Below are 26,023 nucleotides of genomic sequence, written 5' to 3' on the forward strand. Positions count from 1 at the left end.
CCGTTTCGGTCTCGGATAACATAGATGCACTTGGTGGGTCGATCTGTTGGGAACATTGCTATTATAGCAGGGAAACTATTATATGGAAATCGCCTTAGGCTCAAACATCGCCGGTCGCGGTACCTGTCCGTGCAACTCAGGTCGTACCCCATTCCACCCTATGTTGCATGCCGACCCCAACGGGGTCGAACATGTCAGCCCAGGGCAACGCCCTGGGTTAGCGTTGTTTATTCGGCCCAGCCCTGAAAGGGCGTGACAGAACGGTGGGCTCCTGATGTCACGCCCTTTCAGGGCTGGGGTCTATTATCCGTCATACCCAGGGCGTTGCCCTGGGCTGGTATGTCGCGCCCCTTCGGGGCTTGAGCAGGCGCAAGATTAGGCGGAATAAGGTAGTAGGTCCTCGGTCAAGCCCTGGCCGACGAAGCGGGCGGCGATACGCGAACCCAGCCCGGCGGCGGGTGCTTCCTGGTCGGCCAGCGCCTGCCGCAGGATCGCGCGGATCTCCTCCTCCATGCTGTGCCCATGCCGACGGGCACGCTGCTGCAACCGTTCCTTCACGTCGTGGTCGAGATTGCGAACCAGGACTTGGGCCATGGATGATCTCCTCAAAGGGATAAATGCTGCCACCATAGCAGTGGCTGGATTCTCCGGTAAATAGTCAATATGCGGCTGCTGCGGGAACCGGTGCAGGGTGGTGTACCAGGCTTGCGCCAAACGGATAGACAGGTCCGACTCGGCTCGGCTAAGTTGGCTGCCCCACTGGGCCGAAATCGGCCGACCCTCAGTTGCCGGAGATGTGAGCGCGATGAAGATCAAGGCCCTGCTGGTGGCTGCCCTGTGCGGCCTTCTGCCCGCTACCCAGGCGGCCACCCCGACGGCGACGCCGAACGACGGCTCGGTGCTGCCCTTCCCGCCGATCCCCTCGGCCAGCATCGCCGCCCCGACCCTTGCGGAGTCCAAGATGGTCCGCCGGGCGGAGCCGAACCACCTGCCCGCGGATGCGCCCAATATCCTGATCATCCTGCTGGATGACGTGGGCTTCGGCCTCGCGGATACCTACGGCGGACCTATCCATACGCCAACCTTGTCGCGTATCGCCAATGCCGGCATCAGCTACAACGCCTTTCACACCACCGCGATCTGCTCGCCGACCCGGGCGGCGCTCTTGACCGGGCGCAACCACCAGCGGGTGGGCTCTGGGACCATCGCCGAGCGTGCGGTCGACTGGGACGGTTACACCGGCGAGATCCCCCGGACCTCGGCCACGCTCGCGAAGGTCCTGGGGGACTATGGCTATGCCACCGCCGCTTTCGGCAAGTGGCACAACACCCCAGCCACCCAGACCACGGCGATGGGTCCATTCACCCTCTGGCCGACCGGCCCGGGGATCGGTTTCGACTATTTCTATGGCTTCCTGGCCGGCGAGACCTCCCAATGGGAGCCGCGGCTGGTGGAGAACTTCAATACGATCGAGCCGCCGCATGATGAGCGCTACCACCTGAGCGAAGACCTGGCCGACCAGGCGATCAAGTGGCTACGCAAGCACCGCGCCTTTTCCCCAGACAAGCCCTTTTTCATGTATTGGGCGCCCGGTGCCGGACATGGTCCGCACCACATCTTCAAAGAGTGGGCGGACAAGTACAAGGGCCAATTCGACAACGGCTGGGATGCGCTGCGCGAGCGGACCTTCGCACGACAGCAGGCGCTCGGCTGGATACCAGCGGACACCCAGCTCACGCCGCGCGCGGATAACATGGCCGGCTGGGACAGCATTCCGGAGTCCGAACGTCCATTCCAGCGCCGCCTGATGGAGGTGTTTGCCGGCTTTGTGGAGCATGTCGACACCCAGGCCGGTAAGGTCATCGACGAATTGGACCGCCTGGGCGTGCGCGACAATACCATCGTCTTCTATGTCTTCGGCGACAACGGGTCGAGCGCCGAGGGCCAGCAGGGGAGCATCAGCGAGCTGTTGGCGCAGAACCAGATCCCCAACACCGTCGCACAGCAATTGGCGGCGCTGGACCAACTCGGCGGTCTGGATGCGCTGGGCGGCCCCAAGGTGGACAACATCTATCATGCCGGCTGGGCCTGGGCGGGCGATACGCCATTCCAGTACACCAAGCTCATCGCCTCGCACTTTGGCGGCACCCGCAATCCGCTGGCTGTCTCCTGGCCGGCGCACATCAAGCCCGATCAGACGCCGCGTCCCCAATTCCACCACGTCAATGACATCGCGCCGACGCTATACGACATCCTGCATATCCAACCGCCCAAGGTGGTGGACGGCTTTCCGCAGGACCCGATCGATGGCACCAGCATGGCCTATACGTTTGCGGACCCCAAGGCACCCGGCCGCAAGCTCACCCAGTATTTCGACAACAACGGCAGCCGCGGCATCTACCGGGACGGCTGGTATGCCTGCACCTTCGGCCCGCTGACACCCTGGCTCACGGTGAGTCCTGGGCTCGCGACCTGGGATTCCAATCAGGACATCTGGGAGCTTTACAACCTCAAGGCCGATTTCTCGCAGGCCGCGAACCTGGCCGCCCAGGAACCGCAGCGGCTGGGGGCGATGAAGACGCTGTTCCTCAATGATGCCAAGGAGAACAAGGTCTTCCCCATCGGGGCCGGTATCTGGCTGCGTATTCACCCCGAGGATCGCATCAAAACGCCCTATACGAGCTGGCAATTCGACGCGACCACGACCCGCATGCCGGAGTTCACGGCGCCGGGGCTGGGCCGTGAGAGCAATCATGTAGCCATCGACGCCGAGCTGGGAGAAAACGCATCCGGTGTGCTCTATGCACTGGGTGGCGCGTCCGGCGGGTTGACGCTCTATATGGATCAGGGCATTTTGATCTACGAATACAACATGATGATCATCGAGCGCTATACGGCGCGCTCCCAGAACAAGCTCCCCGCGGGCAAACACCGGATCGAGGTGGACACGGCGATTGCCAAGCCCGGCGCCCCGGCGCAGGTGGTGTTGAGCGTCGATGGTCAGGAGCTCGCGCGGACCACGGTCAAGCGCACCGTCCCGGCGGCCTTTACCGCCAGCGAGACCTTCGATGTGGGGACCGATCTGGGTTCGCCGGTCTCGCTCGACTATTTTGATCGCCGGCCCTTCGCCTTCGACGGGACCATCGACTCGGTCAAGGTCGCCCTGAAGTCACCCGAGTGAGTCACGATGCCTGAATCCCCCACCCTGCGCCTGCTGCGCAAGCGCTGGCCGCTCGTCGCCGCACTGGCGATCGGCCTCATCGCCGTCGGTGTCAGCTACCGGCCGGGGGTCTTGATCGGGTATCTGCGCGAGCAGGCCTCGCCCATGGAACTCTTCACCCTGGTGCTGTTCCTGATCTTTGCGCTGCCGCCGCTGTGTACCCGGCTGCGCCTGCCGGCGGCCGTGGGGCTGCTCCTGGTCGCGGTCCTGCTCGGCCCCTTCGTGCTGGATGTGGTCGATCCCAGCACCGGTACCGTCAACCTGTTCGCCTCGCTGGGGCGGGTCTTTTTGATGTTTATCGCCGGTCTGGAGATCGATCTGGCGGTCTTCGCGGCGGCGCGTAGCCGCTCCCTGAGCTTCGGTGCCTTGACCTTTCTACTGCCGCTGGCGGCCGGTACCCTGGTCGGGCACCTGTTCGGCTTCGACTTTCTGATGGTCCTGAGCGCTGTGCTCGGTCCGGCGCTGACCGAAGTCTTTGGCCGGGGTGATCTGGAGAGTGGATCGACCCGCTTGTATTTCTTGGCGAGCTTGGCGCCTTGGCGTGAGTAATTCCCGCGTTTAGGTTGCGCGTCGCTCCGGCCAGTCCGCCATATCTACGAGCCCGCGGCGGCCAGGAGCTTGCTGTCCCTTGCCTGGATTCCGGCGTCCCGGCATTAATGACGATCAAGGCGCCCAGGGTCAAGGCTCGACGGATAGCAGTCACTGATCCTTCGCGGACCAAGGTACGCCGTTGAGCCGACAGCCAACAGTCGGTGCATTCATTGGTCAGGTAGCCTGTCCCGGTGATTTCCCAGTTCTCCAACGACGGCATTCCATGCGTCAATTTGGGCGTCGGGATCTGCCTTCAGCGGATGTGTCGAGTCCTTGCCGCAAATCCATTCGGCGACCTGGTTCGCACTGGCAGACCAGGTATCGTGCGATGTGCAGAAGTTGCCACTCGCCGAAAACAATGCCGGCCACAGCGTATCGATGTCATCCCGCTTGAGCGTCTGATAGTAGCGCCGGGAGGTGAATGTCTGTTTAAGGGATGCCATCAAGCGTCCTGGCATCTCACGCACCAGCGGATTGGCAATGCGGAATGTGTCCGCATACATCCAATGGGTGCCAAAGCCGCCGCGCGAGCGGAAGGCCATTGGCAAGGTCAGAAAATGGATGTGCAACGGTTGAGCCTTGTTTGCGAGGAGGCGATGGTTGATATCCTCGATCAGCTCCTGGGTTAGGGCGCCGGTTACGCGCTCTTTGGCGCCGTCCATCGCGGCCCCGATGCCGTGATCCTGCGAGTAGTCGTAGCCGATTGCGGACGCCTCGGCCGCCACAATATGTATGACCGGAAGCGCCGCCTCATCCGGCCAGTTGAGCAGCGCCCCGCGCAGTGCATAGAGCGCCGAGACCAGCCCCAGGTTTTCGGTTGCGCCACCGTCGGTAACAAAATACGAGCGATGATGACACCCCTGCCGATCCACCTCGCTCAGGCTCACCCGCGCATTCGGAAATACCGGCGGGAAATTGGCGTTGAGCGCGGCGGCGGCAGCCACCGGGACCTTGGTATCGCGCACTAGGGTGTAGGGCATGCGCACGTCGGCGCGCGCCGTGTCCTGGTCCGGATATCCGGCATCCGTGGCCCGCCCCGGAAATCCGGCATCCGACGCCAGGGTGGTGAAGATCAGCCGGCTTCCCGCGAGCGACGAGAACGGACCGGAGTCGTCGTCCGTCGTCGCTAACGCAAAGCGGCCATTGAGCAACTGCGAATCCTCGACCGGATGTCCGCTCACTGTGGTATTAAGGATCAGCCTCGGTCCGCGCAAATCCCCGAGCGTGAGATCGTTAAACAGCCGGCGTCTAAAGCTCTCCGCTAGCAATTCGCCGAGCGAGACGTCACCGGCAACGCGCAGCTCTGTGCTTCCGTTCAGCACGTCGATGATGAAGGGCTGCCCGACGGCCGTCACATAGTCCTTCCAAGCCTGCTCATGATTGCGCTTGGCGCCGCCGAGCTCATCATAGTGCGTCACGAACCATGCCCCGGCAACGCCTCCGCCCGAGACGCCGCTGACCAGCACCACGTCGCGGGTGCGATCAAGGCCGGCTAATCCCTCGAGTGCGCGCGCTGTATAAACCGCCGCCCGGGTTCCACCGCCCGACGCTGCAACAACAATTGCCGGACGCGATTGAAGCGCTTGGCGCCGCAGCAATGCGATTAAATCATCCGGTTGCGGCTGCGCCGATGCGACCTGTGCCGCGACGACGGGGTGGGCGGCGAGCGGTGCGGCGTAGGTGCCATGCAGCCACAGCAAGCCGGCGCCGATCGCCACCAGTAATGCATTGATCGTGTAGAAATACAGTCGCAGGACGCGCTGCAGGCTGTGGAGAATGTTGGGATCGTCACCGGGCCAGGACAGGGCTTGAAACAGATCCTCAAATCCATAAGTTTCAAACACCGGTTCGCGTTGCGAATTCCCTTTTGTGACGGTTTGGTCATTCTGCCGCCAGCCTTGCGCGCACAGCCGACCCGCGCCGTGGATGGCGAGCGTGCGGCCGCTGGGTTGCAATCCGATCGGGGGAGCCGGAATCTGAGAGTGGAGTTCCAGTACCCCGTCGCGTCCGTGTTCCGGCGCGCCCAGCGCGGCCAGCAGATGCTCGGCGGGCCAGCGATTGATCCAATACTCGAAAAACCAGGCAGCCAGATAACACATCATGACGCCTGCCAGTAGGGTGCCGAAGGGCGCGGCATCCAAGATCGTCGAGGCATACTGCACATCCAGCAAGCGCAGTGCGCCCATCGCAATCACGAATACCGAAATTGGCAGCGGCAAGCCGACGAGAAACCAGCGTTCCACGTACGTGATCAGTTGCTGCCAGCGGTTCGACAGGTTCCCATAAGCGAGCAACAGCGCACCGCACCCGAACGTCACGGCGGTGGCGATCGGCAGCCACTGGGTCGGAGCCATCATGGCCACCAGTGCGGGCAGCAACAAGGCCTGCATCGGCCGGGCCCCCACGCCGATAACGAAGCTCGCCGCGATGCGATAGACGCCGATATCCGGATCGGTTGCATCGACGCTTAACAGCTCGGTGATCTGGACCCGCTTCCGGAATGGCGTGAACCATTCGTCCTGGCCGGCGCGCAGTGTCCGTGCCATGGACTCCATCAGGAATGTTGCCCACCATCGCGCCAATAACGCTACCAGCATCAGCAGGCCGACCAGTATGGGATAAATGTGCCGATAGGGACCCGGATCGGCCTCCCGCCCATCCGGTCCGGCCAACCACCACATCACGGCAACCCCGGCGAGCCAGGTTGTAAGCACCAGCACCAGCCGGCGGGCCGCCGAGCGTAATCGCTTCGTCGCCAGCAGCCAGGCGCCGATCGCAATCATCGACAACGTAATCGCCAGTTGCCACCCTATCGCGGTGGCGTCCGGCAGTTGCCGGCAGGTCGCCGCATCCGGGGCCAAGTGGTGGAACGCAACCAACGCGGCAATAAAGGGTGCCACGGTACAGCCGATGGTAAACACGAACAGTATGAGTCCGGCTGTGATGAGTCGCTTCCAATCGCTCAGGTTGAGCTTCGCCGTTTTGGCATTGAAATTGGCCGGTTCCTTGCTCACCCGTTGTTTCAGGACGATCACGATGGCCGCCATCATCCGCAGCGCAATCAGTGCCGCCGCGACGATGAACAGTCCCGTCACAAATTGGGCGAGAGAGCGGGCGCCCGGCGGGCCGAGAATTCCGCACAGGCTGTTAAAGGTCGGGCCGAAAGCGATGAAAGCCGTCATCAGCGCATAGACCGCGAATAGCGAGGTGCGCGTCAGTGACCGTGCCTGCCACGGATGGGCATCGTCGTCGAGCGCAACGCAGCCCAGACGATGGGCATAATATTCCGCCCACCGCCATACGCGGTCGATCACATAGGGCACATCGAGAAACAGCGCTTCGATCAATGGTCTCGTCTGGTGCGGCGAGTCTGCGCCATTTGCCATCAGCTACCTCCGCGATCGCTCGATCGCTCAACAGTGCAGTGCGTTTTCCACCAAGAAAGCCGCCAATGCGCGGTCTCAGCCGTTCTGGGGCGCTGTGGCCAAACTTCCCAGCCGCCGTGCGTGTCCTTGAGTCCGCCGCTGTGCGCGCTATGTTAGCAGGCGGTGAAGGTGGATGGGCACCGAGGCTGCCCGCGCTGGGTCATCGGTCGTTGAGGATAGGCCCGGCCGCATGAATCTTCGGCTCTTCGTGGTTGTACTCATGGTTGTACAGCATCCTGGATGCACCCAACTTCACCCCGGGCGGGCCGCTGGAGACGCGAGGGGAGGGGGCGTACACGCCGTTTTTCGCGACGGTTACAGCCGCCACCGCGGGAACCAGGGCACCGTGGATTGTGCCGCCAGTCGAGCCGATCGCGCGGCGAGCCGCCGCGGCCTGGGATAGCTCCTAATGTGGGGTCGACACAGCCCCGGCTAGAAGGATATCGCCCCAAATGGTCAAGGTTCCGCGGGGCGCCTGCCCCACGGATGCCCGCCCCGGTCGCACCGGTTATACTCGCGGCATTTACCAGCAAGGCCACCCAAGATGCCCAGTCTCGCCAGTCAAGCTACGCGTACACTTCGGGTGAATACCGCACTCGGCGAAGACGTGCTGTTTCTGCGCGACATGACTGGCACGGAGCGCTTGAGCGCCCCCTTCGAGTACGAACTCGAGCTGATCGGCGAGCGGCTCGACATCGGCGCCGACACGCTCCTGGGTACCCCAGCGACAGTCTCCCTGCTGTTGCCCGCAAGCGGCGACCAGGACCGCTATTTCAACGGCATCGTCAACCGCTTTGCGCACTGCGGGTTCGATGGCACCATCGCCCGCTATCGCGCCACCCTGGTGCCCTGGCTGTGGTTTCTGTCGCGGCGCGCCGACTGCCGGATCTTCCAGGACCAGACCGTCCCGGACATCGTGACCCAGATCTTCCGCGACCACGGTTTCACCGACTTTGAGCAGCGGCTCTCCGGCAGCTACCAACCATGGACTTACTGTGTCCAATACCGTGAGAGCGACCTGAACTTTGTCAGCCGGCTGCTCGAGCACGAGGGTATCTATTACTTCCACGAGCACACCGACGGCAAACACCTGCTGGTGCTCGCCGACAGCCGCAGCGCTCACTCGCCAGCGCCCGGCTACGAGACGGTGCCCTATTTTCTCCCGGGTCAGTCGGCGTTGCGCGATTTCGAGCGCATCGACGATTGGACCCTGGTCAATGCGGTGAGTTCGGGTGCTTTTGCCCACAGCGCCTACGACTTCACGGCCCCGCGCAAGGGCCTGCTCGCCCGCAGCAGTGCCCCGAAGTCACACGCGCTCGCTGGACTGGAGGTCTTCGACTACCAGGGCGATTACACCGAACGCTCCGCGGGTGAGGATTATGCCCGCATCCGGCTGGAGGAGGCGCAGGTCGGCTACGCCAGCGTCCAGGCCAAGGGCGACGCGCGGGGCCTTACGTGCGGCGGACTCTTCACCCTGTCCGAGCACCCTCGCACGGACCAGAACCGCGAACACCTGATCGTCGGCGCGGACTATGTGCTGCAATCCGACACCTTCCGCTCCGCAGACGCGGCCGTGGCCCCGATCTTTCGCTGCACCCTGAGTGCAGTTGACGCCGCGCTCCCCTACCGGCCGCCGCGCCGCGCGCGCAAGCCGGTCGTCCAGGGTCCCCAAACCGCCGTGGTCGTCGGCAAGTCCGGCGAAGAGATCTGGACCGACAAGTACGGTCGGGTCAAGGTGCTGTTCCACTGGGACCGCTACGGCCAGGCGGACGAGAGTAGCTCCTGTTGGGTGCGGGTCGCCCAGGTCTGGGCCGGCAAGGGCTGGGGCGGCATGATGATCCCGCGGATCGGCCAGGAGGTGATCGTCGACTTCCTTGAAGGCGATCCGGATCAGCCGATCGTCACCGGCCGCGTTTACAACGGCGAATGTATGCCGCCCTATGACCTGCCCGGACAGGCCACCATGACGAGCCTCAAGAGCAGTTCCAGCAAGGGCGGCGGCGGGTTCAATGAGATTCGTCTGGAGGATAAGAAGGGTTCGGAGCAGTTGTTCATCCACGCCGAGATGAACCAGGACCTGCGGGTAAAGAACGATTCATTTGAGTGGATCGGCAATGAGCGTCACCTGATCGTGACCACGGATCAGCTCGAGCAGGTCGAGGGCGACAAGCATCTGAGCGTCACCGGCGACCAGAACGAAAAGGTGGACGGCACAGTTTCGCTGAAGGCCGGCATGAATCTCCAACAGAAGGTCGGCACGAAGTATGGGTTGGACGCCGGCCAGGAGGTCCACCTCAAGGGCGGGATGAACGTGGTCATCGAGGCCGGCATGAGCGTGACGCTCAAGGCCGGCGGCGGATTCATCGTGGTGGGACCGGCTGGCGTCACCATTTCCGGGACCCCGGTGTTGATCAATAGCGGCGGTTCGGCCGGCTCCGGCTCCGGCTGCTCCCCGGATGCACCCAAGGCGCCCAAGGAGGCGGCCAACGCCGACCCGGGGCAGGTCTCAGACGCCGCCGCGGGCACCCCGCCGACCATGACGCCCGCATCGCTGGCGCAGGTCAAGGGGGTGGTCTTTGTTCCGCCTGAGTCCCAGACGCAGGACCAGGCGCAGGCCGCGGCCCTCGCCGCCGCCGCCGAGAACGGGACCCCATTCTGCGCCAAGTGCGAAGCGGCGCGCCTCGCCCAAGCGAACCAGTCCGCGACCTGAAGGCACGCTGCCAGTCAGCCCAACGGAGCCCGAACGTGATCGACCAGACCCAAGTGCAGGCCTTCCAACAGCGCCTGGCCAGCGCACCGGAGCAGCTCTATGCCCTGCTTGACGGCGCACTCATCCCCAATCTGTTGGCGCTCTTGTCCGAGCACCAGTTGACCCACATCTGTTTATTGCCCGGGGAGCTGGAGCCGGAGCTGGCGATGGCTGCCCCCTATCTGGTTCAATTGCCGGCCACCGCCGCCTTCACCGCGTTATTCCTTATGCAGGGCGTGGGTCGGCATTGGGGTGTTCTCGCCGCCTCGCGCGCCGATTTCCGGAAATTACGCATGCATTTTCGCAAATTCCTGTCAGTCTGGGGTCCCGACGGCGCGCCACTGTATTTCCGTTATTACGATCCCCGGGTCCTGCGCACCTATCTGCCGACCTGCAACGCCGACGAGTTGAAGGCCCTGTTCGGCCCAGTGACCGCCTACTACGCGGAGGGCGCGCAGCCCGCTACACTCGTGCGCTTTACGGTCGCCGACACCGGGCTCGGCCAGCAGCCATTGAGCCTCGCGCGGCCTGGCCCCGCGGCTTAGGAGTTACCCATGCCCATGCACGTCTGCTCGGGTGCCACGCTGCAATGCAGCTTCGGCGTGGCGCCAAGTTCATTGGTGGTGCTGCCGAAGAATCAGATGATGACCGGCAATATGCCGGCGGCCAACATCATGGACAATGTACCCATGCTGAACATCATGCCATTCGGCATGTGTACCAGCCTGGCCAATCCGACCGTGGCCGCCGCGACCTCCGCCGCCATGGGGGTGCTGACCCCCATGCCATGCGTCCCCATGACCACGGCCCCCTGGGCGCCCGGTGCAGCGACGGTCATACTCGGCAACATGCCGGCCCTGGACGACGTGTCCAAGCTCATCTGCAATTGGGCGGGGGTCATCTCAGTCATCGTGCCGGGGCAGTTCACGGAGCAGATCCCATGATCGGCGGCGACCGGGTTGGCGCCGCGCAGGGGCGGTTTGCGCGCATTGCACCAGTGGCGGCGGCCAGCGCGGGATTACGGCGGGAACAGCGGCGATGCTGATCATACGCAAAGAGCAGATGGAGTGCTTCGCACGCTATGAATTGGAAGGCTACCAGGCCCGCCTGCAAATGCACCTGCAAGCGTTTTTCCCGCTGCCGACCGGACTCGCCGGCGATGCGGCCATCACGGCCTTCGTTGGCGGCGCGATTGAGCAGGCGCGAGGCTATGGCTTCGACACCGTGGCCACGGTGCAGTCATTTGCCGATCACACCATCCTGCTGGGCTGGGATTTCTGCCGCAACCCGCTCTATTCAGCACTGACGACAACCCTGTTCGATCCGGACATTGCTAGCGCCATTCAGCGCCACGACCTGCTTTACGAGCGCGCCTGGACCTATCTCGACGCCACGCGTGGGCCCGACGCCGGCAACCTCCTGCAGGCGACCGCCAGACTCAATGCCTGGTTGGCCATACCGAATAAGCGGGCACCGACCTCGCTCTCCGACCTGCTGGAGATTCTTGCCCTGATCTATCCGCAGAAGCACGCGGCACATGACACCGAGACGCTGTCAGCGTTTTGCCGCGAGGCGGTTCACCGCGCTCGCGCGGACGGCTTTCAGGAGCCCGTCGCGCAAACGATCTATGCCAGCGCCGCCTTCCTGAGCGGTCTGGGTTTTTTCCATGATCCGCTCATCCGCGGTGCGGTGGCCGATCACCTCGCCGAACTGGCCGCGGAGACCCGCGCCGCCGGCCGTACCGCGATCCTGGCGGCGGCCGCGACGGCCTATGCCGAAAAGGTCATCGCGCAGGTGCGTGCCGCGACGGCCCTTGACTCGGAGTCGTGAGATGGGATGGTGCTCTAAACCGGATAAGGCCTCGGACGTTGCCAAGCAATCGGGGGGCGACAAGCCGGTCGATGACCCGAAGCAACCCTGCCCGCTGGCCGATGCCAATATCGTTTCAATCGCCTGGCTCGACGGTGGCGACAGCATCGAGACGGCCGCCGCGACGCAATGGGTGAATCTCCCTCAGGAGGACGCTTGGGTCGACGGCACCGAGGTCAAGAACAAGGACCGGTTGGGGATGACGCCGCGGCTCAAGGTCAAATTCGATAAACCGGGCGCTCATTCCTTCAAGGCAAAATTGCTGGCCCCGACCGGCACCGCCGCCTACACCGACACCGAGCAGGGCCGTAATGGCAATTTCAAGTATACGGAGGACGAGAAAAGCTACACGACCGAGCCGGACGGCACCAAGATCATTGCCGGTCAGTTCCAGTTGGTAGCCGGCGGCGGTTATAAATTCAAGGCCGAGGCCAAGGACAGCAAGGGCAAGAAGGTGCAGACCGGCGAGCTCACCACCAAACGCCTCTTCTATTATGTGGAGGCCAAGATGAGCGGCCTCAGCTCGGTCCTGTCATCCACCGCTGTGGTCGATAGCGAATTTGACAAACATCACCTGGTCCTGAAAGAGTTGACGGCCCTGTCGATCACGCACCAGGAAAATATCGGAGACGGCACGGACAGCGGCACCCTCTCCGGCAACGTCGACACGGCCATTGACGGCGCGGCGGCGACCAAGGCCAAGAAGCCATACCTGCTGGCCGTCGTCTATACCGATCATTTGGCGGTGAAAAACGCCAATGTTGCAATCAGCAAGCAGCCGGTCGACGTGGGGCCGGGCAAGCCCAACGTCGTCATCCCGGTGGTGTCGCGCGGGCTGTTGGCGCCGAACACGGTCGATACCAGATATCTGTGGCACGACATCGTCACCGGTGAGGGCTGGTTGGTCGAGGCCAAGTTTTATCCGAATGCCGGGGGGGAGACGGTTATTCCTGCCGATAAAGTGAGCTACAATGGCAGTGGAAATTATTGGAACGAGGTGGAAGTGGATGTCACCGCACTGGCGGCTGGCCAGGGTAAGGTCGAGGTCAAGGTCAACGTGGTCGACCGGATGCGGGCCGGTTTGGCGCTGGGTGGCGCCAACCAGGTCTGTGTCTGTACGCGCGCCTGGTGGGCGAATAAAAACGACACCAGTCAGGAGTGCGTGATCATCCACGAGGTAGGGCACAAGGTCGGCATGGTTGCCGAGGGTGCCGGCAATCGACCCGATGCGGTGGCGACACACTATTCCGGCAAGGGCCATGCCGGAGACCATTGCTACAAAGGCTGTCCGGCCGGTGAAACGAGTTATAACACGACGAGTAACACGAACGCGTCACAGTGCGTCATGTTCGGCACGAGCAATAGCAAGAGCGCGTTTTGCTCGAACTGTGAAAAGGCAGTCAAGAAGCTGGATATCAATGCCGGTTGGTAACAACAACGATGCGGAGGGCCGCTGATGGACTATGTACCGCAGTATTTCCAAGAGGTGGCGTTGGGCACCTACGAGCAAACGCAATGCTCGCCCGCCGCGCCCTCGCCCCAGTGGAGCGGGGTGGCGATCGTGGCGCCCGAGCGCATTCAGCCCCGCGCGCGGGAGGCGGCGATCGTTCCGGTCTGCGGCTATTTCGTCGTGGCGGTACTCGCGGCGATGGATGGTCCGCCCCTCACCGTTCATGTCCGCCGGGTGAACAGTAAGGAGGTGTTATCTGGAGAGATCGCTGAGGAAGGCGCAAATGAGCCGGTCGACCCGCCACCCCCGGAGGCCCCACGCCCCAGTCGCGAGTCATTCGCGGGGGTCACGGTGGACGGCTACTTCAACATCGACGCCCAACGCTATCTGCCTGCGCGATTGACGCCCGGCACCTATGAAATCGCGACCACCTATGCCGGGGCCAAGTCGAATGTCGTCCAAGTCACCATCTCCGCTCCCTAATCGCCTGAGGCCTGCGCTATGATGGCTGTCACTCCCGATCCCCAGCGGGACCTGCCCCCGTCACTGTCGATTGACGAGGCGATGGAGCTTGCGACCTCCCTGCACGGTGCCGGCCATCATGCGGATGCCTTCGCGGTCTATCGCCGGGTGCTCGCCCTGGTGCCCGAGCACCCGGATGCGCTGCACTTTATGGGCGTCCTGGCGCACCAAGAGGGCCACGACGAGGACGCCTTGCGGCTCATGGCGCATTCGCTCGAGCTGGTCCCGAACCATGCCGGATACCGCACCAACCTGGGTAATCTACTGCTCGACTGCGAGCGCTTCGAGGATGCGGAGCAGCAATATCGGCAGGCCCTTGCGCTCGACTCCCAGCGCCCGGATGCGCTGCATAACTATGCGGTACTCTGCAAGGCACTGAGCCGGTTCGCCGATGCGGAGCGCTGTCTGTTGAGCGCAATTGAGCTGGCGCCGGACTTCGCCCAGGCCAGAAACACCCTGGCGGGTCTTTATATCAAGCTGGGACGGATCGAGGAGTCGGTACAGCAGGCCTGCGCGGCATTGGTGTGCGAGCCCAAGAACCCCCATACCCGCGAGATGCTAGGCATGGCCCAGTGTCTGCTGGGGCACCCCGAGGAGGCCGCCCGGATCTATCGCGAGTGGCTGGCCGAGGAGCCCGATCATCCCAAGGCGCTGCACTATCTGGCGGCCTGTACCGGCCAAGGTATTCCGGTGCGGGCCTCCGATGCCTATGTGCAGTGTACCTTCGACCAGTTTGCCACTAGCTTCGACTCCCGACTGGCCCTGTTGGAATACCGCGCACCGACCCTGGTGGGCGAGGCGGTCGCGGGCTGCCTGGGGACCCCGGCTGCGACGCTTACGGTGTTGGACGTCGGCTGCGGGACCGGGCTGTGCGCCGCGCCGCTCAAGCCGTTCGCCCGCACCCTCACGGGGGTGGACCTCTCCCAGGGGATGCTGGATAAGGCGCGCGGGCGTGGGCTCTATGACGACTTGCAGCAGGCGGAACTCTGCGCCTACATGCAGCAGCAGCCGGGTCGCTATGACCTCATCGTCTCGGCGGACACCCTGGTCTATTTCGGCGTCCTGGAGGAGGCGCTGGGGAGCGCCGCCGGGGCCCTGCGTTCGGGCGGCCATTTGTGTTTCACCGTAGAGGCGCTCGCCGCCGGCGAGACGGATCGGTACCGCTTGCAGCATCATGGCCGTTACGCCCACTCCCGGGACTATCTGGCGGAGTTGTTGAGTCAGGTGGGCCTGGCCGTGCGACGACTGGAGTCGGTGGTCCTGCGCAGCGATGCCGGGCGGCCGGTCGCCGGCTGGCTGGTACTGGCCCACAAATCGTGAAGATCATGACCCCCATGCGACCCAAGGTCCTGCCGGCACTGCTGGCGTCCATGCTCTTGGCGCTGACGGTGGCCCCGGCGGCCGCCGCCCGCGAGGCCCTGTCCATCCCCGACAAGCCGGGGCTCTTCCAGCGGGTGCTGACCCGGCCCGCCGCGCACCTGCTCGCCGCCCCGGGTGGGGCCGCCGTGCCGGGGCCGGAACTGCCGCCGCTCTCCGTCCTCTATGTCTACGCTCGGCAAGGCGCCTCAGGCAAAGACTGGGTGGAGGTGGGCGCGGCCGCCGCGGGCGAGCCCCAGGGATGGATCGCGGCGGAGCAGGTCATCGACTGGCGCCAGACCCTAACGCTCGCCTTCACCCGCACCTCCAATCGCGATCCGGCACTTTTCTTCCGGGAGCATGACCGGCTCGCGAGCCTGCTGGATGCCGAGAACCTGGTGCCGACCGTCGACCGCCTGCGCGCCGAGATCAAGTCCGGTCAGCACCCGGCGGACTTCCCGGTCATCGCCAAGGAGCCGGACACCTATATCGATCCCAACAAGCAGTTCTATCTGCTGCCGATCCTCGCCTTCGAGCCGGTCTATATGCAGAGCGGCCACGAGACCATGCTGCTTCAGGTGGCCGCCGTCACCCTGCAGGCGGGGGGCCAGGAGTCGCTGACGGACGGTGCGCCGCCTAAGTCGGCGGCCCCAGCGGGGTCGAAAAAGGCGGCTCAGGCGAAACTGGCGCCGACCGCCACAAGCCCCGCCGGCTATCGCGCCGGGGTGGTCTTCGTGATCGACACCACCCAAAGCATGGGGCCCTATATCGACCGCACCCGCGCGGCGGTGCGCCGCCTCTATGACAAACTCCGGGGCTCGTCGCTGGGCGCGCGCCTGAGCTTCGGCCTGGTCGCCTTTCGGGATAACGTGGACGCCGCCCCCGGGCTCGACTATGTGAGCCGGGTGGTGGCGACCTTGACCGACGGACAGGACCCGGCGACCTTCCAGTCGAAGGTGGCCGGGGTGGAGGAGGCGACGGTCTCCAGCAAGGGGTTCGACGAGGACTCATTCGCCGGGATACAGGACGGCCTGGAGCGGATCGACTGGAGCGGTTTTGACGCCCGTTACCTGGTCCTCATCACGGATGCCGGCGCGCGGGACGCCAAGGACCCCCTGGGGCGTACCGGGCTGTCCGCCGAGCGTCTGCGGCTCATGGCCCAGGAGAAGGACCAGTCCGGCGGCGGGGGCAAGATCGCCATTGCGGTGCTGCACCTGCTCACCCGGGCGGGCGTGCAGGACCACGAGAAGGCGGCCCGGCAGTACCGTGAACTCAGTCGCTGGGGCGACGCTGGGGACCTGTATTTTCCGGTGGAGGGCGGCACCGTGGAGGCCTTCGGCACCCAGGTGGACGCCCTGGGCGATGCCCTGCTCCAGCAGTTGCAGAGTGCCGCCGCCGACCGCCCGATCGAGATACCGACGGGTCCGCAGACCGACCCGGTCGCCCGCAAGACGGCACTGGTCGGGCGTGCCATGCAACTCGCCTACCTGGGCCGGGAGACCGGCAGCCGGGCGCCCCGGCTGATCGAGGCCTGGGTCACCGACCGGGACCTGATCGACCCCTCGCAGAAGACCCTGGAGGTGCGGGTGATGATCACCAAGAACCAATTGAGCAACCTGCAGGAGACCCTGCAAGCCATCTTCACCGCCGGTGAGAAAACCCAGGCGAGCGCCAAGAGCTTCTTCGATCAACTCCGGGGGGCGGCGGCGGCCCTGGCGCGTGACCCGGACAAGGTCAATCAGTTGCAGGTGAAGCGGCTGGCGGATGTGGGTCTGGTGGGGGCCTGGCTGGAAGGCCTGCCCTATACCAGCCAGATCATGAACCTAACCCAGGAGATCTGGGTTTCCCGCTCCTATGCCGAACAGCAGGAGGTACTCGACGTGATCGAGGAGAAGATCAAGCTCTACCGCAAGATCCATGATGAGACCGACCGCTGGATCGGCCTCAACCCCCAGTCGCCACCCGGTGAGTCGGTCACGACCGTCCCCTTGGACAGCCTGCCCTGATGGCCGCCTCGCTGCCGGTTTATCAGTGCCAGGGGTTGGTGAAACGCCGCGCGGGGGGCGGGACCTCCTTTGAGCTGCGGGTACCCGAGCTGCGCATCGCCCCGGGCGAGGTGGTGGTGTTGCAGGGCCCCAGCGGGTGCGGCAAGAGTACCCTGCTCGATATGCTGGCGCTGGCCCTGCGCCCGGATGAGGCCGAGGGCTTCGCCTTCCGCCCGGAGCATCGCAGCGTAAGCGACCTGTGGCGGCTGTGGCAAGCGTCCGACCTGGACGGTTTGGGGCAACTGCGAGGCGTCCACATCGGCTATGTGCTCCAGACCGGCGGGCTCCTGTCCTTCCTGACCGCCCGGGAAAACATTATGCTGTCCTGCCGGCTCCTGGGTCGCGACCCGCGCGGCGCGGTGGAGCGTCTGGCGGAGCGGCTCGACATCGGCGCCCAACTCGACAAGCACCCGGGGCAGCTCTCGGTGGGGGAGCGCCAGCGGGTGGCCATCGCCCGGGCGCTGGCCCACCGCCCGGCGGTGGTGCTGGCCGACGAGCCGACCGCCTCGGTCGATCCCCTGAATGCCGCGCGCATCCTGGAACTGTTTCTGGAACTGGTGCGCCAGTCCGGGACCTGCGCGATCATCGCCAGCCACGACTGGCGGCCCGAACCGACCCCCGGGGTGCGGGTACTCGAGCACCGCATTGAGCGCGATGGGGATGTCACCCGGTCGCTGTTTTGGGGCTGATGACCTTGTCGTGACGTGCCCTGAAACATGATGAGCATGAAGCCGATTTGGCATACGGGTTTTGGTGGAGCGAGGCCGTCGGCGCCGCCTGGCCACCATCGGCACGGAAGTTCGGGAAGACCTTTGCTGAGTCTCGTCGATCATCCCCGAGACTTCCACATAACGGAGTGCATTCGATGTCAGAAAAGACCCAATCGTTTGCGGATGAGGTCAAGCTTGAGAGTTGGGAAGAAAGTGCGCTGGACCGCACCGAGTCGATTACCGACAACTTCAACGAGCAGGCGAGCGGCAATGCGGCGGAGAGCGCCCAGGACGGCGCCGCTGACGGCTCGTCGTCCGACTCGGGGTCTGACCAGACATCTGCCGCATCCGCAGGTTTGCAATTGGAACCGTACGAGGAGGATGCTGCCTACGACACCGCCGATGAATCGGCGCAGGAGGCGAGTTACGACGACTCTTACGACGGGCCGAGCATGTAGACCTCCCGGACGGGGGAATATTCATTCGGGCCTTGGGTCGCCTGTGCGCATCACGCGGCACGTAGCGGGGCGATGTCCTCGGCCGCCAGTGTCGGCGCGTCTAGGCTCGCGAGGACGGGGTGAGATCCGCGATTGTGACCTGTTCCGGCGCCGTGATTTCGATTCCGATCGGCGTTCCCGCTTCGGTGTAGTTGACGATCATTCCAACCCCGGCCGCCGCCGCGCGGCGGCTCGGGTCGCCGGGGGCGCGGGACAGATAGGCAGCCAATGGGCGACCGTGCGAAAGGTCACTTCGAGATAGGGCCATTTCATGTGGTTCACCCGGAGATTGGATACGCTGCAATGACCAGGAGCAGCCACTCGATCGGGTTCGCCTCCACTTATGCCGCTTGCAATAGGAACTCGACCTTCACGTCGTCGAACGGAAACTCGATACGGTCCCCCGGTGCATGGCTCAGTACCCCGGCCTTGAGGAGTGCGGTCACGTCGCGATGAACCGCCTTGGTATCACGTCCAACGCGGTACGCGGCCTCCCGGATCGAGACTGGGCCGGCGCCACACAGCGCTTTGAGTAATCCCCAACGCTTTGCGGTCAGTACCTCCCATAACAGTTCCGGGGTCGCGAAACCGATACGTGCCTCGGTCTCCGCACACCCGGTCTCCATGGCGTGCGCCGCATCGGCTAAGGTCTCTTTGAGAGAACGCACTTCAAGGATGACGGTTTTCATGATTCCACCTCGCCACGTCGGCTTCAAAGTCGGACATCAGACGATCCGGTGTCAGAAAGGCATAAGGCGCTTCGGCGGCTTCCGTGTGTCGATGATCGCCCTTCCCCCGTTCGTTGTCATAGCGCAGCACGCAGCGATCGTCGACGATGTAAGCGAGCCGGTATTTGAATAGATGAGTCGACGGCGCAACCGGCGCTGGGACTTGCCAGATCACCACTTCGACGAATGCGTCGGCGGCAAATGAGAGGATGCGCCTTCATTTGGGAAACCGTGGTCTGTCCCTCATTAGCTTCCGTTTAATCCGTCCCGCCGGCCCAGACGGACCTCGCTGCGAACCGCTGCAGGAACGTCGCCAGCAGTTCTCTCGCGGACTTGCTGGCCGCAAGCGCATCTTCCACACTTCCTGCTTCAAATAGGCGCCACGCTTTTGTGACCTGGAACGCTGACATGACTATCCCATGATATGGATGACCGGGATCATCGGCCACTGGCTCCAGCATACGACGCAAATCTGCGGTTTCCTCTTGCCGAAGCGGTCCGAGATAAGCAAGGGACTTATCCGGTTTATACCCGATTTTATTATGGCTGTAATGTTCGTAACTGCAAAGATGCATCTCCCACCCGGCCCTCGCATAGAGTTGCGCCGGGAAGTTAACATGGCCCACTGAACTCAATAACCTCATGTTTTGAGTTATAGCTCGAAGCTCTATTGCGAAAAAGGTCGCTGCCGCAACTCTGGTGAATGGGTGCGTAGCATCGCTAGCAACGCTCCTAATGAGCGATTCGAGGGGCAGTCTTAAACGCGCTCTTTTTTTGTCATCAACACCGCGGTAGAAGAAGCCGTAACAACTAGCGCTGTCGCCTGTACCATAGAATAACGCATCACCCGCGGCGGTATAGAACGTTTCTGCGGTTGTCGCGTCATTCACAATGCCGTATAGAAAAATGAAGTAGCTTCCCTCGCCTTCGAAGCGTCTGATTGCCTTTAAGATGTCCCGCTTGAACTGCGCATCCCTCGGCGATAAATTATCTTCTATCCTAGGGATAGGACTCGACTCGCGGAAAGACAGACCGAAGAGCCCACGCTTGGGATATATAGGAACCTCCTGGTGACGCCATAATTCTTCGAGGTCCGATGACTTAGCGAAGTCGTTAATCTCTTCGCACCATACGCGATCTTTCTCGTGGAAACGCATTTCCATTTTATGTCGTGCGTTTTTAACGCCCCAGGCGGCAGATTGCACATCGTGTTCAATCTTTGTCGATTCGAGCCATCGGGACCACAGAGCGGATTCAAACTCGCCGCGACGGTTTTCGTCCAGCGCAACATCGGCGCGAAGCGACAGGATCTTACGGTGGTCGCGCACCGCGCCCTCTTCGATGTCAAAAACCTTGAAGGGAAAGGGGGCGGCGGGACGATAGTCCGGCGGTTCAGTCAGCCAGTAATCGGCGACTTCTGGCACTAAATCCAGGAACTCTTGACCCCGTGTTATGCGGTCGCCAGGCTCGATCCCTCCGATAACCTGAGCGGCAAAGTATCCGCTCAGACCAGATGGAATCTGTACGGTATAGAAATGCTCCGGTGTAATCTGCCACCCCAGCAGCGGCTGCTGGTCATAGGGAATGAACTTATAGGCAGGATTCGGATTGAACTTGTGGGCAAAGAACGGGTCCTGGTCATGATTGGCCTTGCGGACGAAAAAGGGATGCTCCTCGTCTGCCAGCGTAATCAGCGCAAAGCCGGGGTAGGCCGGATGCTCGCGCTCGACCTCGGGCAGCGACCGCAGGAGTTGCTTGGCCTCCAGTGCGCTCAGGAGCGCTTTGACATGGAAACTCTCGGTGAGTGTAGCGCCCTCGGACTCGCCGCTGGTCTGGGTGTGGGTCTTGCCCTGGGTGCGGCTGTCGCTCTCGCCGGTGCCATCGGTACGGGTTCTGCCCTCGGTGCGGCTATCGCTTTCGCCCATACCCGCGGTGCGGGTCGTGCCCGCGGTGCGGGTGTCGCTCGCGCCGCGGGCCTCGGATTGAGCGTAGCTGGTGCCCTGGCTCTCATTGTACCCCTCGGTCCTGGTGCTGCCCGTCGAGGTCGAGCGCTGGTCGTTTTGTCCTTGCGACCAATTCCGGCCGGAGGTCTTGCCGCGGCTGGTGCCGTGCGCGAAGGGCTCAAAAAAGATATGCGGGCCATAGTTGCGGCCGGAGGTCCGGCCGTCGCTGGTGCTATAGCCCTGACTCTGACCGCGGGTCTGGGCGCTGCCGCGCGACTGCGCGCTCGTGCGTGAAGTGCCGCTGCTGGCGGTGCGGCCCGCGGTGGTGCCGGTGGAGCGGTTGTCGGTGTGGCTGGAACCTTCGCTGACGGCCTCGGCGGTGGAGCGGCTGCTGGTGTGACTGGTGCCCTCGCTCACCGACTCGGCCGTGGAGAGGCTGTTGGTGTGGCTATAGCTCTCGCTCAGCGACTCGGCACTGGAGGTACTTCGGCCCTTGCTGATGGAGCGGCCAAAGAGGGAGACCTCGGTCTGGCCGAGCTTACGCTCCAGGTATTTGCGGGTCTCCATTTCCTCGGCACCGAACCAAATCTGGGTACCGGCGGATGAGATGAACTTCTCCCAGCCGTTGCCGTAGAGCTTCGGATCGCTCAGCTCGCCTAAGCGCTGCACGGCGATCATGAGCTTGACGCCGGCACCGGCGATGGAATTGGCGGCCTTGGCGATACTGTCCATGCGGCCCAGGTTGGCGAATTCGTCGATGCAGAACAGTACGCGCTCGCCGTTGGCGCCCAAGCCCTGGCGCTCCTGCATACCGCCGATCAGGATCTCGATCATGGCCCGCAGCCAGCGGTCGAGTGGGTCGTAATTGTGCTCGGGCAGGCAGAGAAAGACGCTAATGCGCTTGTCTTTGATATCTTCGACGCGGAAGGTGCGGGGCCAGGCGGCGCCCGCGGCAGCGGCGCTGACGGTGTTGATGATCCCTTGGCCTTCCAGAAAGCGCAGGTGCTCGACGGCGGCACTGCGCACGCTCTCGAAATAGCGGACATGCTGGGCGTTGGAGTGGAGCATATCGCGGGCATAGCGGGCGACGGCGCCATGGCAGGCCGGGTTGTTCTCCATTTGCAGCAGCAACAACTTGTAGGGGTTGTATGCCTTGGGGGTCTCTCCCGGCGCGGCCTTCGCCTTGGCATCCTGGTTGAGTTGGGCGGCCCGCCGGTAATGGCCCTCGGTGACGAGGTCGCGGACGGTCAGGATGTCGCGTGCTAGCCCCTGGTCTTCGATGTGCTTGCGGTCGGCCGTGACTACATGCAGCATCACGCTCGCGACATATGCCTTGCCCTTCTTGGCCCACTCAGCCGCTTCTGCGGCATCGGGGGGGATGCGGCAGATGGCATTGGCGATGCGGTCGACCTTGGAGACCAGTTCGCCATCGTTGGGGTCGAGCGCCGCGAGCAGGTTGAAATGGGCGCGCAGCCCGTCGGGCACCTGGGTCGCGCCCATGGGATCGAGGACATAGACCTCCTGGCCCAGGCCGTCGCAGTAGGCATTGCCCGCGCCGCGGCGCTCGGCGGCGATGGTTGCCTCTTCGCCCTTGGGGCCGACCGTGATCAGCGATCCGGGCCACAAGACCTGGTTGTTGACCATGAAGGCGCGGCCCTTGCCCGAACGGGTTTCGGCGCAGACGAAGACATGGCGGTCGTCCTTGTAGCCGATGGCGCGCTCTGGATCGTGCGGGCAGCGTCCGAGCCAGATGGCGCCTTCCTGGTAGGCATACTTCTCGGCGACATAGAGCGGATCGGTCCAGCGGGCGTGGGCGAGGGTGGTGCCGCGGGGGTTGCCGGGGTTCGTCAGGTCGCTGGTCATGGTGTGCGTCCTTGGCGTCGGGCAGCGATTGATGTTCGATTGATGTTCTCAGCCCCGAACCGACGCCTTATTGGTTTTCGGGGGAGTAAGGGTGCCAAGGGGCGATAGTCGGGGATTGTCGCAACCTTGTCAACCTGGGGCATCAGGCATTGGATACAGCGATCCGGATAGGCGGGGGTTGGGGATCAGCGGGGGGCTGGATGGCAGGGGCTGGGGGTCAGTTTTCGCATTGTGGAATCCTCCCAATCTTGAGCTAAACTGAGTCCATGGCCAGGCCCTTATGCATTGAGTTTCCCGGCGCGTTTTACCACGTCATCTTCCGGGGTGATCGGCGCGAGTCGATCTACGAGGACGACGCGGACCGCGAGGTGTTTCTGGATGTATTGGCCGAGACGGTGGCCCGCTACAACTGGATGTGTCATGCCGACTGTCTCATGACCAACCACTCTCATCTCGCGAGCGAAACGGCGGACGGCAACTTGTCGAAGGGAATGCGTCAGTTGAACGGCATCTACACGCAATTCTCAAATCGCCGTCATGGTCGCGTCGGACATCTCTTCCAGGGGCGTTTCAAAGGTTTCCTGGTCGATCGGGATAAACTGAACCGATACGTCGTGCTCAACCCCGTACGTGCCGGTATCGTCAGTCGCGCGAAGACGGGCCGTGGAGCAGTTGCCGGGCGACGATGGGATTGAGTCCGGCTCCGAAGTGGCTGCGTGTCGACTCGGTGTTACGCTATTTCGATCACATTTGGGAACCGTGGGCCGCGTCGTCCGGAAAGCGATGCAACGATGCGTGAACCGACTCCGTGAACTTCGGGCACCTGAACTCCGGGAAGAGAAGCGGTTGATTATTTTTCCTCGGTCCGGGAGGCGGGCACGACCGGCCGTCGATCATGGTTGACACGGATTTCGGCCCCACCTAGGCTAGGCGTACCGAAAATTGTACAGCTTTTCCCATCTCGATATGACCACACTCACCGCGACCGACGCCCGCAAGAGCCTTTTCGATCTCTTGCGTGGGGCCAATGAACGCCATGAGATCTACCACATCCGTCACCGCCAGGGCGATGCGGTGCTGATGTCGGAGGCCGAGTACGAAAGCTTGATCGAGACGCTCGGCCTGTTGTCTTCTCCCGGCTTCGGGGAATCCTTCAAGCAGGCGCAAACAGAAGCACAGACGGGCGATACCCGCTCATTCGATGAGGTGTTCGGGGAGCCGCAGTGACCTATCGGGTGCGCTTGAGCTACCAGGATCGTATCGTCTATGCCATCCATGACGACGAACTGGTGGTCATGGTAGTGCGCGCCCGCACCCACTATGGCGAATGAACCTAAATCCGGGCATTCGTCCGCGAAAAACGCGAAATAAAAAAAGCGATAATTGCGCGTCTTGGCTTGCCCCCAGGGTGACTGCCAGCCGGGCGAGCGACGCATTGTTCTTATTCGCGTTCATTCGCGTTTGTCGCGGGGCAATTGCTTTTTCTAGGATAATTGTCATCCGGGCCACCGGCTGAAGCCTCGGCCTCCGCTCGCCGCGTCGCGCCGACCAGGAGGTCGAGGCGTCAGCCGGCCGGCGCCCGCTCAGGCATCGGTCTTGGGCGCCAGCCCGTAGCGCTCCAGCTTGTTGCGCAGGCCGACCCGGGATAGGCCCAGGGACTCGGCCGCCTGGCTCTTGTTCCAGCCGTGGCGGTCGAGGGCCTCGCGCACCAGGCGCTCTTCCAGGGCCTCCACCTGCTCTTTGAGCCCGCCGGGGACGGCGGCCGGGTCCGGGCGCTCGGCGTCAGCCGCGACCGGGGCGGCACCTTGCCACACGCGGGGGTCCAGCAACTCGCAACCCAGCCGCTCGCCGGGGGCCATGATGAGCATGCGTTGGATCTCATTGCGCAGCTCGCGCACGTTGCCCGGCCAGTCGTAGGTCTGGAGACAAACCATGGCCTCGTCGGTGATGCCGCCGCAGGCCTTGCCCAGGGTGCGGGTCAGCTCTTCGAGCAGTGAGCGGGCGATGAGCGGGATGTCCACCCGCCGGTCGCGCAGCGGGGGCAGGTGCAGACAGAGCCCCGCCAGGCGGTAATAGAGGTCCTCGCGAAAGCGCCCGGCGCGCCGCTCCCGGGCCAGGTCGCGATTGGTGGCGGCCACCACCCGCACGTCCACCCGGCGGCGGCGGTTGCTGCCGACCGGGCGCACCTCGCCCTCTTGGAGCACCCGCAGTAGTTTGACCTGGAAGGCCGGAGAGACCTCGCCGATCTCGTCCAGGAAGATGGTCCCGCCGTCGGCCTGCTCGAACAGCCCGATGCGGGCGGTGACGGCGCCGGTGAAGGCGCCCTTGGCGTGGCCGAAGAGCTCGCTCTCCAGGATGTCGTCGGCCAGCGCGGCACAGTTCTCGGCCACGAATGGCCGATCCGCGCGCGGGCTGTTGTAGTGCAATGCCCGGGCGAACAGCTCCTTGCCGGTGCCCGACTCGCCGGTGAGCAGCACCGGCACGTCATAGGGGGCGACCTGGGCGACCTGCTCGCAGACCCGGTTCAGCGGGCTGTCCGGGCCGCGGGTGATGGAGTCGAGCCGAAAGTTGCGCTTGAGATAGGCGCGCTGCCGATCCATCCGCTGCTCCAGGGTCGGTGCAGTCACCCGCATCTCCAGGGCCAGCAGGTCGTTCTCGCGCTGGAGCCGGTGCAGCCGGCAGGCGTTGCGCACGGTGAGCAAGAGCTGGTCCGGGCACCAGGGCTTGGTGATGAACTGGTAGACGCCGGCCCGGGTAACCCCGTCGATGAGTCCGGCGCCGGTGGGCTGCTCGAGTAGGATCATCCGCACCACGTCCGGCCAGCGCTCGCGCACCCGGGCCAGGAAGTCCACGCCGCGCATCTCCGGTAGCCGCTGGTCGGCGATCACCGCCTGGATATAGTCGGACTCCAGACAGCGCTCGGCCTCCGCGACATTGGGCGCGGTGTGGACGTCGAATTCGTCGGCGAGGGTGCGGCTCAGGCTGTCCAGTGACAGGACTTCCCCATCCACGACCAGCATGCTTGGGCGGGCGGCGTTCATCCTAGTCCCGGCCC

20 protein-coding genes are annotated in these 26,023 nt (G+C 63.8%); 14 read left to right on the forward strand and 6 right to left on the reverse strand.

Features of this window, described 5'->3' with window-relative positions; genetic code table 11:
- Positions 1–375: 375 nt before the first annotated feature.
- A complete protein-coding gene (locus tag QZX93_RS16585; RefSeq protein WP_295384026.1) occupies positions 376–594 on the reverse strand; it encodes an Arc family DNA-binding protein in 219 nt (72 codons plus the stop codon).
- A gap of 211 nt (positions 595–805) precedes the next feature.
- Here QZX93_RS16585 and QZX93_RS16590 point away from each other — a divergent pair, with 211 nt between their 5' ends.
- Positions 806–3,181 (forward strand): sulfatase-like hydrolase/transferase, encoded by a 2,376-nt coding sequence (locus tag QZX93_RS16590; protein ID WP_295384027.1) that lies wholly within the window; start codon positions 806–808, stop codon positions 3,179–3,181.
- A gap of 6 nt (positions 3,182–3,187) precedes the next feature.
- On the forward strand, positions 3,188–3,769 hold the full coding sequence (locus tag QZX93_RS16595) for a cation:proton antiporter (protein WP_295384028.1): 582 nt from the start codon (positions 3,188–3,190) through the stop codon (positions 3,767–3,769).
- 209 nt (positions 3,770–3,978) lie between these two features.
- On the opposite strand, the gene QZX93_RS16600 is transcribed toward QZX93_RS16595, so the two are convergent.
- On the reverse strand, positions 3,979–7,158 hold the full coding sequence (locus QZX93_RS16600) for a patatin-like phospholipase family protein (RefSeq protein WP_295384029.1): 3,180 nt from the start codon (positions 7,156–7,158) through the stop codon (positions 3,979–3,981).
- Between the two features lie 661 nt (positions 7,159–7,819).
- Between QZX93_RS16600 and QZX93_RS16605 the strand changes: the two genes are divergently transcribed.
- The 10 genes from QZX93_RS16605 to QZX93_RS16650 all read left to right on the forward strand — a co-directional run bounded on the left by QZX93_RS16605 (position 7,820) and on the right by QZX93_RS16650 (position 18,395).
- On the forward strand, positions 7,820–9,946 hold the full coding sequence (locus QZX93_RS16605; RefSeq protein WP_295384030.1) for a type VI secretion system tip protein VgrG: 2,127 nt from the start codon (positions 7,820–7,822) through the stop codon (positions 9,944–9,946).
- A gap of 35 nt (positions 9,947–9,981) precedes the next feature.
- Positions 9,982–10,530, forward strand: a complete 549-nt coding sequence (locus tag QZX93_RS16610; RefSeq protein ID WP_295384031.1) for a DUF4123 domain-containing protein — start codon at positions 9,982–9,984, stop codon at positions 10,528–10,530.
- Between the two features lie 9 nt (positions 10,531–10,539).
- On the forward strand, positions 10,540–10,929 hold the full coding sequence (locus QZX93_RS16615) for a DUF4280 domain-containing protein (RefSeq protein WP_295384032.1): 390 nt from the start codon (positions 10,540–10,542) through the stop codon (positions 10,927–10,929).
- A 94-nt stretch (positions 10,930–11,023) separates the two neighbouring features.
- Complete coding sequence (locus QZX93_RS16620) at positions 11,024–11,815, forward strand: hypothetical protein (protein WP_295384033.1); 792 nt, start codon at positions 11,024–11,026, stop codon at positions 11,813–11,815.
- Positions 11,784–13,286, forward strand: coding sequence for a hypothetical protein (locus QZX93_RS16625; protein WP_295384034.1), 1,503 nt, complete (start codon positions 11,784–11,786; stop codon positions 13,284–13,286). The genes QZX93_RS16620 and QZX93_RS16625 overlap by 32 nt, the downstream gene beginning before the upstream one ends.
- Positions 13,287–13,310: 24 nt before the next feature.
- Positions 13,311–13,787 (forward strand): hypothetical protein, encoded by a 477-nt coding sequence (locus tag QZX93_RS16630; protein WP_295384035.1) that lies wholly within the window; start codon positions 13,311–13,313, stop codon positions 13,785–13,787.
- Positions 13,788–13,805: 18 nt separating this feature from the next.
- Positions 13,806–15,146, forward strand: coding sequence for a tetratricopeptide repeat protein (locus QZX93_RS16635; protein WP_295384036.1), 1,341 nt, complete (start codon positions 13,806–13,808; stop codon positions 15,144–15,146).
- Between the two features lie 5 nt (positions 15,147–15,151).
- Positions 15,152–17,188, forward strand: a complete 2,037-nt coding sequence (locus QZX93_RS16640; RefSeq protein WP_295384037.1) for a vWA domain-containing protein — start codon at positions 15,152–15,154, stop codon at positions 17,186–17,188.
- On the forward strand, positions 17,188–17,916 hold the full coding sequence (locus QZX93_RS16645) for an ATP-binding cassette domain-containing protein (RefSeq protein WP_295384038.1): 729 nt from the start codon (positions 17,188–17,190) through the stop codon (positions 17,914–17,916). The genes QZX93_RS16640 and QZX93_RS16645 overlap by 1 nt, the downstream gene beginning before the upstream one ends.
- 176 nt (positions 17,917–18,092) lie before the next feature.
- Positions 18,093–18,395: a hypothetical protein gene (locus tag QZX93_RS16650; RefSeq protein ID WP_295384039.1), complete on the forward strand. Its 303-nt coding sequence runs from the start codon at positions 18,093–18,095 to the stop codon at positions 18,393–18,395.
- A 380-nt stretch (positions 18,396–18,775) separates the two neighbouring features.
- Here the strand turns inward: QZX93_RS16650 and QZX93_RS16655 are convergent, their stop codons facing one another.
- The 3 genes from QZX93_RS16655 to QZX93_RS16665 all read right to left on the reverse strand — a co-directional run bounded on the left by QZX93_RS16655 (position 18,776) and on the right by QZX93_RS16665 (position 22,968).
- Positions 18,776–19,123 carry a DNA-binding protein gene (locus QZX93_RS16655; protein ID WP_295384040.1) on the reverse strand — a complete coding sequence of 116 codons (348 nt, stop codon included), beginning with the start codon at positions 19,121–19,123 and terminating at the stop codon, positions 18,776–18,778.
- Entirely contained in the window at positions 19,104–19,337 is a 234-nt protein-coding gene (locus QZX93_RS16660; protein ID WP_366760560.1) for a DUF6516 family protein, read from the reverse strand. Before QZX93_RS16660 ends, QZX93_RS16655 begins: the two co-directional genes overlap by 20 nt.
- An 82-nt stretch (positions 19,338–19,419) precedes the next feature.
- The gene (locus QZX93_RS16665) at positions 19,420–22,968 is read right to left on the reverse strand and encodes a type IV secretory system conjugative DNA transfer family protein (RefSeq protein ID WP_295384042.1); all 3,549 of its coding nucleotides are present in this window, start codon (positions 22,966–22,968) and stop codon (positions 19,420–19,422) included.
- A gap of 266 nt (positions 22,969–23,234) precedes the next feature.
- Between QZX93_RS16665 and QZX93_RS16670 the strand changes: the two genes are divergently transcribed.
- Positions 23,235–23,663: a transposase gene (locus QZX93_RS16670; RefSeq protein ID WP_366760562.1), complete on the forward strand. Its 429-nt coding sequence runs from the start codon at positions 23,235–23,237 to the stop codon at positions 23,661–23,663.
- A 271-nt stretch (positions 23,664–23,934) separates the two neighbouring features.
- Positions 23,935–24,195 carry a type II toxin-antitoxin system Phd/YefM family antitoxin gene (locus QZX93_RS16675; protein WP_366760567.1) on the forward strand — a complete coding sequence of 87 codons (261 nt, stop codon included), beginning with the start codon at positions 23,935–23,937 and terminating at the stop codon, positions 24,193–24,195.
- Between the two features lie 356 nt (positions 24,196–24,551).
- Here QZX93_RS16675 and QZX93_RS16680 read toward each other — a convergent pair whose 3' ends face one another.
- Positions 24,552–26,009 (reverse strand): sigma-54 dependent transcriptional regulator, encoded by a 1,458-nt coding sequence (locus QZX93_RS16680; protein WP_295384044.1) that lies wholly within the window; start codon positions 26,007–26,009, stop codon positions 24,552–24,554.
- Positions 26,010–26,023 lie beyond the last annotated feature (14 nt).

It is taken from the genome of uncultured Thiodictyon sp. (assembly GCF_903946935.1).
In the GTDB taxonomy this organism is placed as follows: domain Bacteria; phylum Pseudomonadota; class Gammaproteobacteria; order Chromatiales; family Chromatiaceae; genus Thiodictyon.

Excerpts from the sequence above, each read along its gene's own strand:
- QZX93_RS16680 (WP_295384044.1), bottom strand. The coding sequence starts at position 26,009 with ATGAACGCCGCCCGCCCAAGCATGCTGGTCGTGGATGGGGAAGTCCTG.
- QZX93_RS16590 (WP_295384027.1), top strand. The coding sequence starts at position 806 with ATGAAGATCAAGGCCCTGCTGGTGGCTGCCCTGTGCGGCCTTCTGCCC.
- QZX93_RS16635 (WP_295384036.1), top strand. The coding sequence starts at position 13,806 with ATGATGGCTGTCACTCCCGATCCCCAGCGGGACCTGCCCCCGTCACTG.
- QZX93_RS16615 (WP_295384032.1), top strand. The coding sequence starts at position 10,540 with ATGCCCATGCACGTCTGCTCGGGTGCCACGCTGCAATGCAGCTTCGGC.
- QZX93_RS16585 (WP_295384026.1), bottom strand. The coding sequence starts at position 594 with ATGGCCCAAGTCCTGGTTCGCAATCTCGACCACGACGTGAAGGAACGG.
- QZX93_RS16620 (WP_295384033.1), top strand. The coding sequence starts at position 11,024 with ATGCTGATCATACGCAAAGAGCAGATGGAGTGCTTCGCACGCTATGAA.
- QZX93_RS16645 (WP_295384038.1), top strand. The coding sequence starts at position 17,188 with ATGGCCGCCTCGCTGCCGGTTTATCAGTGCCAGGGGTTGGTGAAACGC.
- QZX93_RS16665 (WP_295384042.1), bottom strand. The coding sequence starts at position 22,968 with ATGACCAGCGACCTGACGAACCCCGGCAACCCCCGCGGCACCACCCTC.
- QZX93_RS16595 (WP_295384028.1), top strand. The coding sequence starts at position 3,188 with ATGCCTGAATCCCCCACCCTGCGCCTGCTGCGCAAGCGCTGGCCGCTC.
- QZX93_RS16640 (WP_295384037.1), top strand. The coding sequence starts at position 15,152 with ATGACCCCCATGCGACCCAAGGTCCTGCCGGCACTGCTGGCGTCCATG.
- QZX93_RS16675 (WP_366760567.1), top strand. The coding sequence starts at position 23,935 with ATGACCACACTCACCGCGACCGACGCCCGCAAGAGCCTTTTCGATCTC.
- QZX93_RS16655 (WP_295384040.1), bottom strand. The coding sequence starts at position 19,123 with ATGAAAACCGTCATCCTTGAAGTGCGTTCTCTCAAAGAGACCTTAGCC.
- QZX93_RS16630 (WP_295384035.1), top strand. The coding sequence starts at position 13,311 with ATGGACTATGTACCGCAGTATTTCCAAGAGGTGGCGTTGGGCACCTAC.
- QZX93_RS16650 (WP_295384039.1), top strand. The coding sequence starts at position 18,093 with ATGTCAGAAAAGACCCAATCGTTTGCGGATGAGGTCAAGCTTGAGAGT.
- QZX93_RS16670 (WP_366760562.1), top strand. The coding sequence starts at position 23,235 with ATGGCCAGGCCCTTATGCATTGAGTTTCCCGGCGCGTTTTACCACGTC.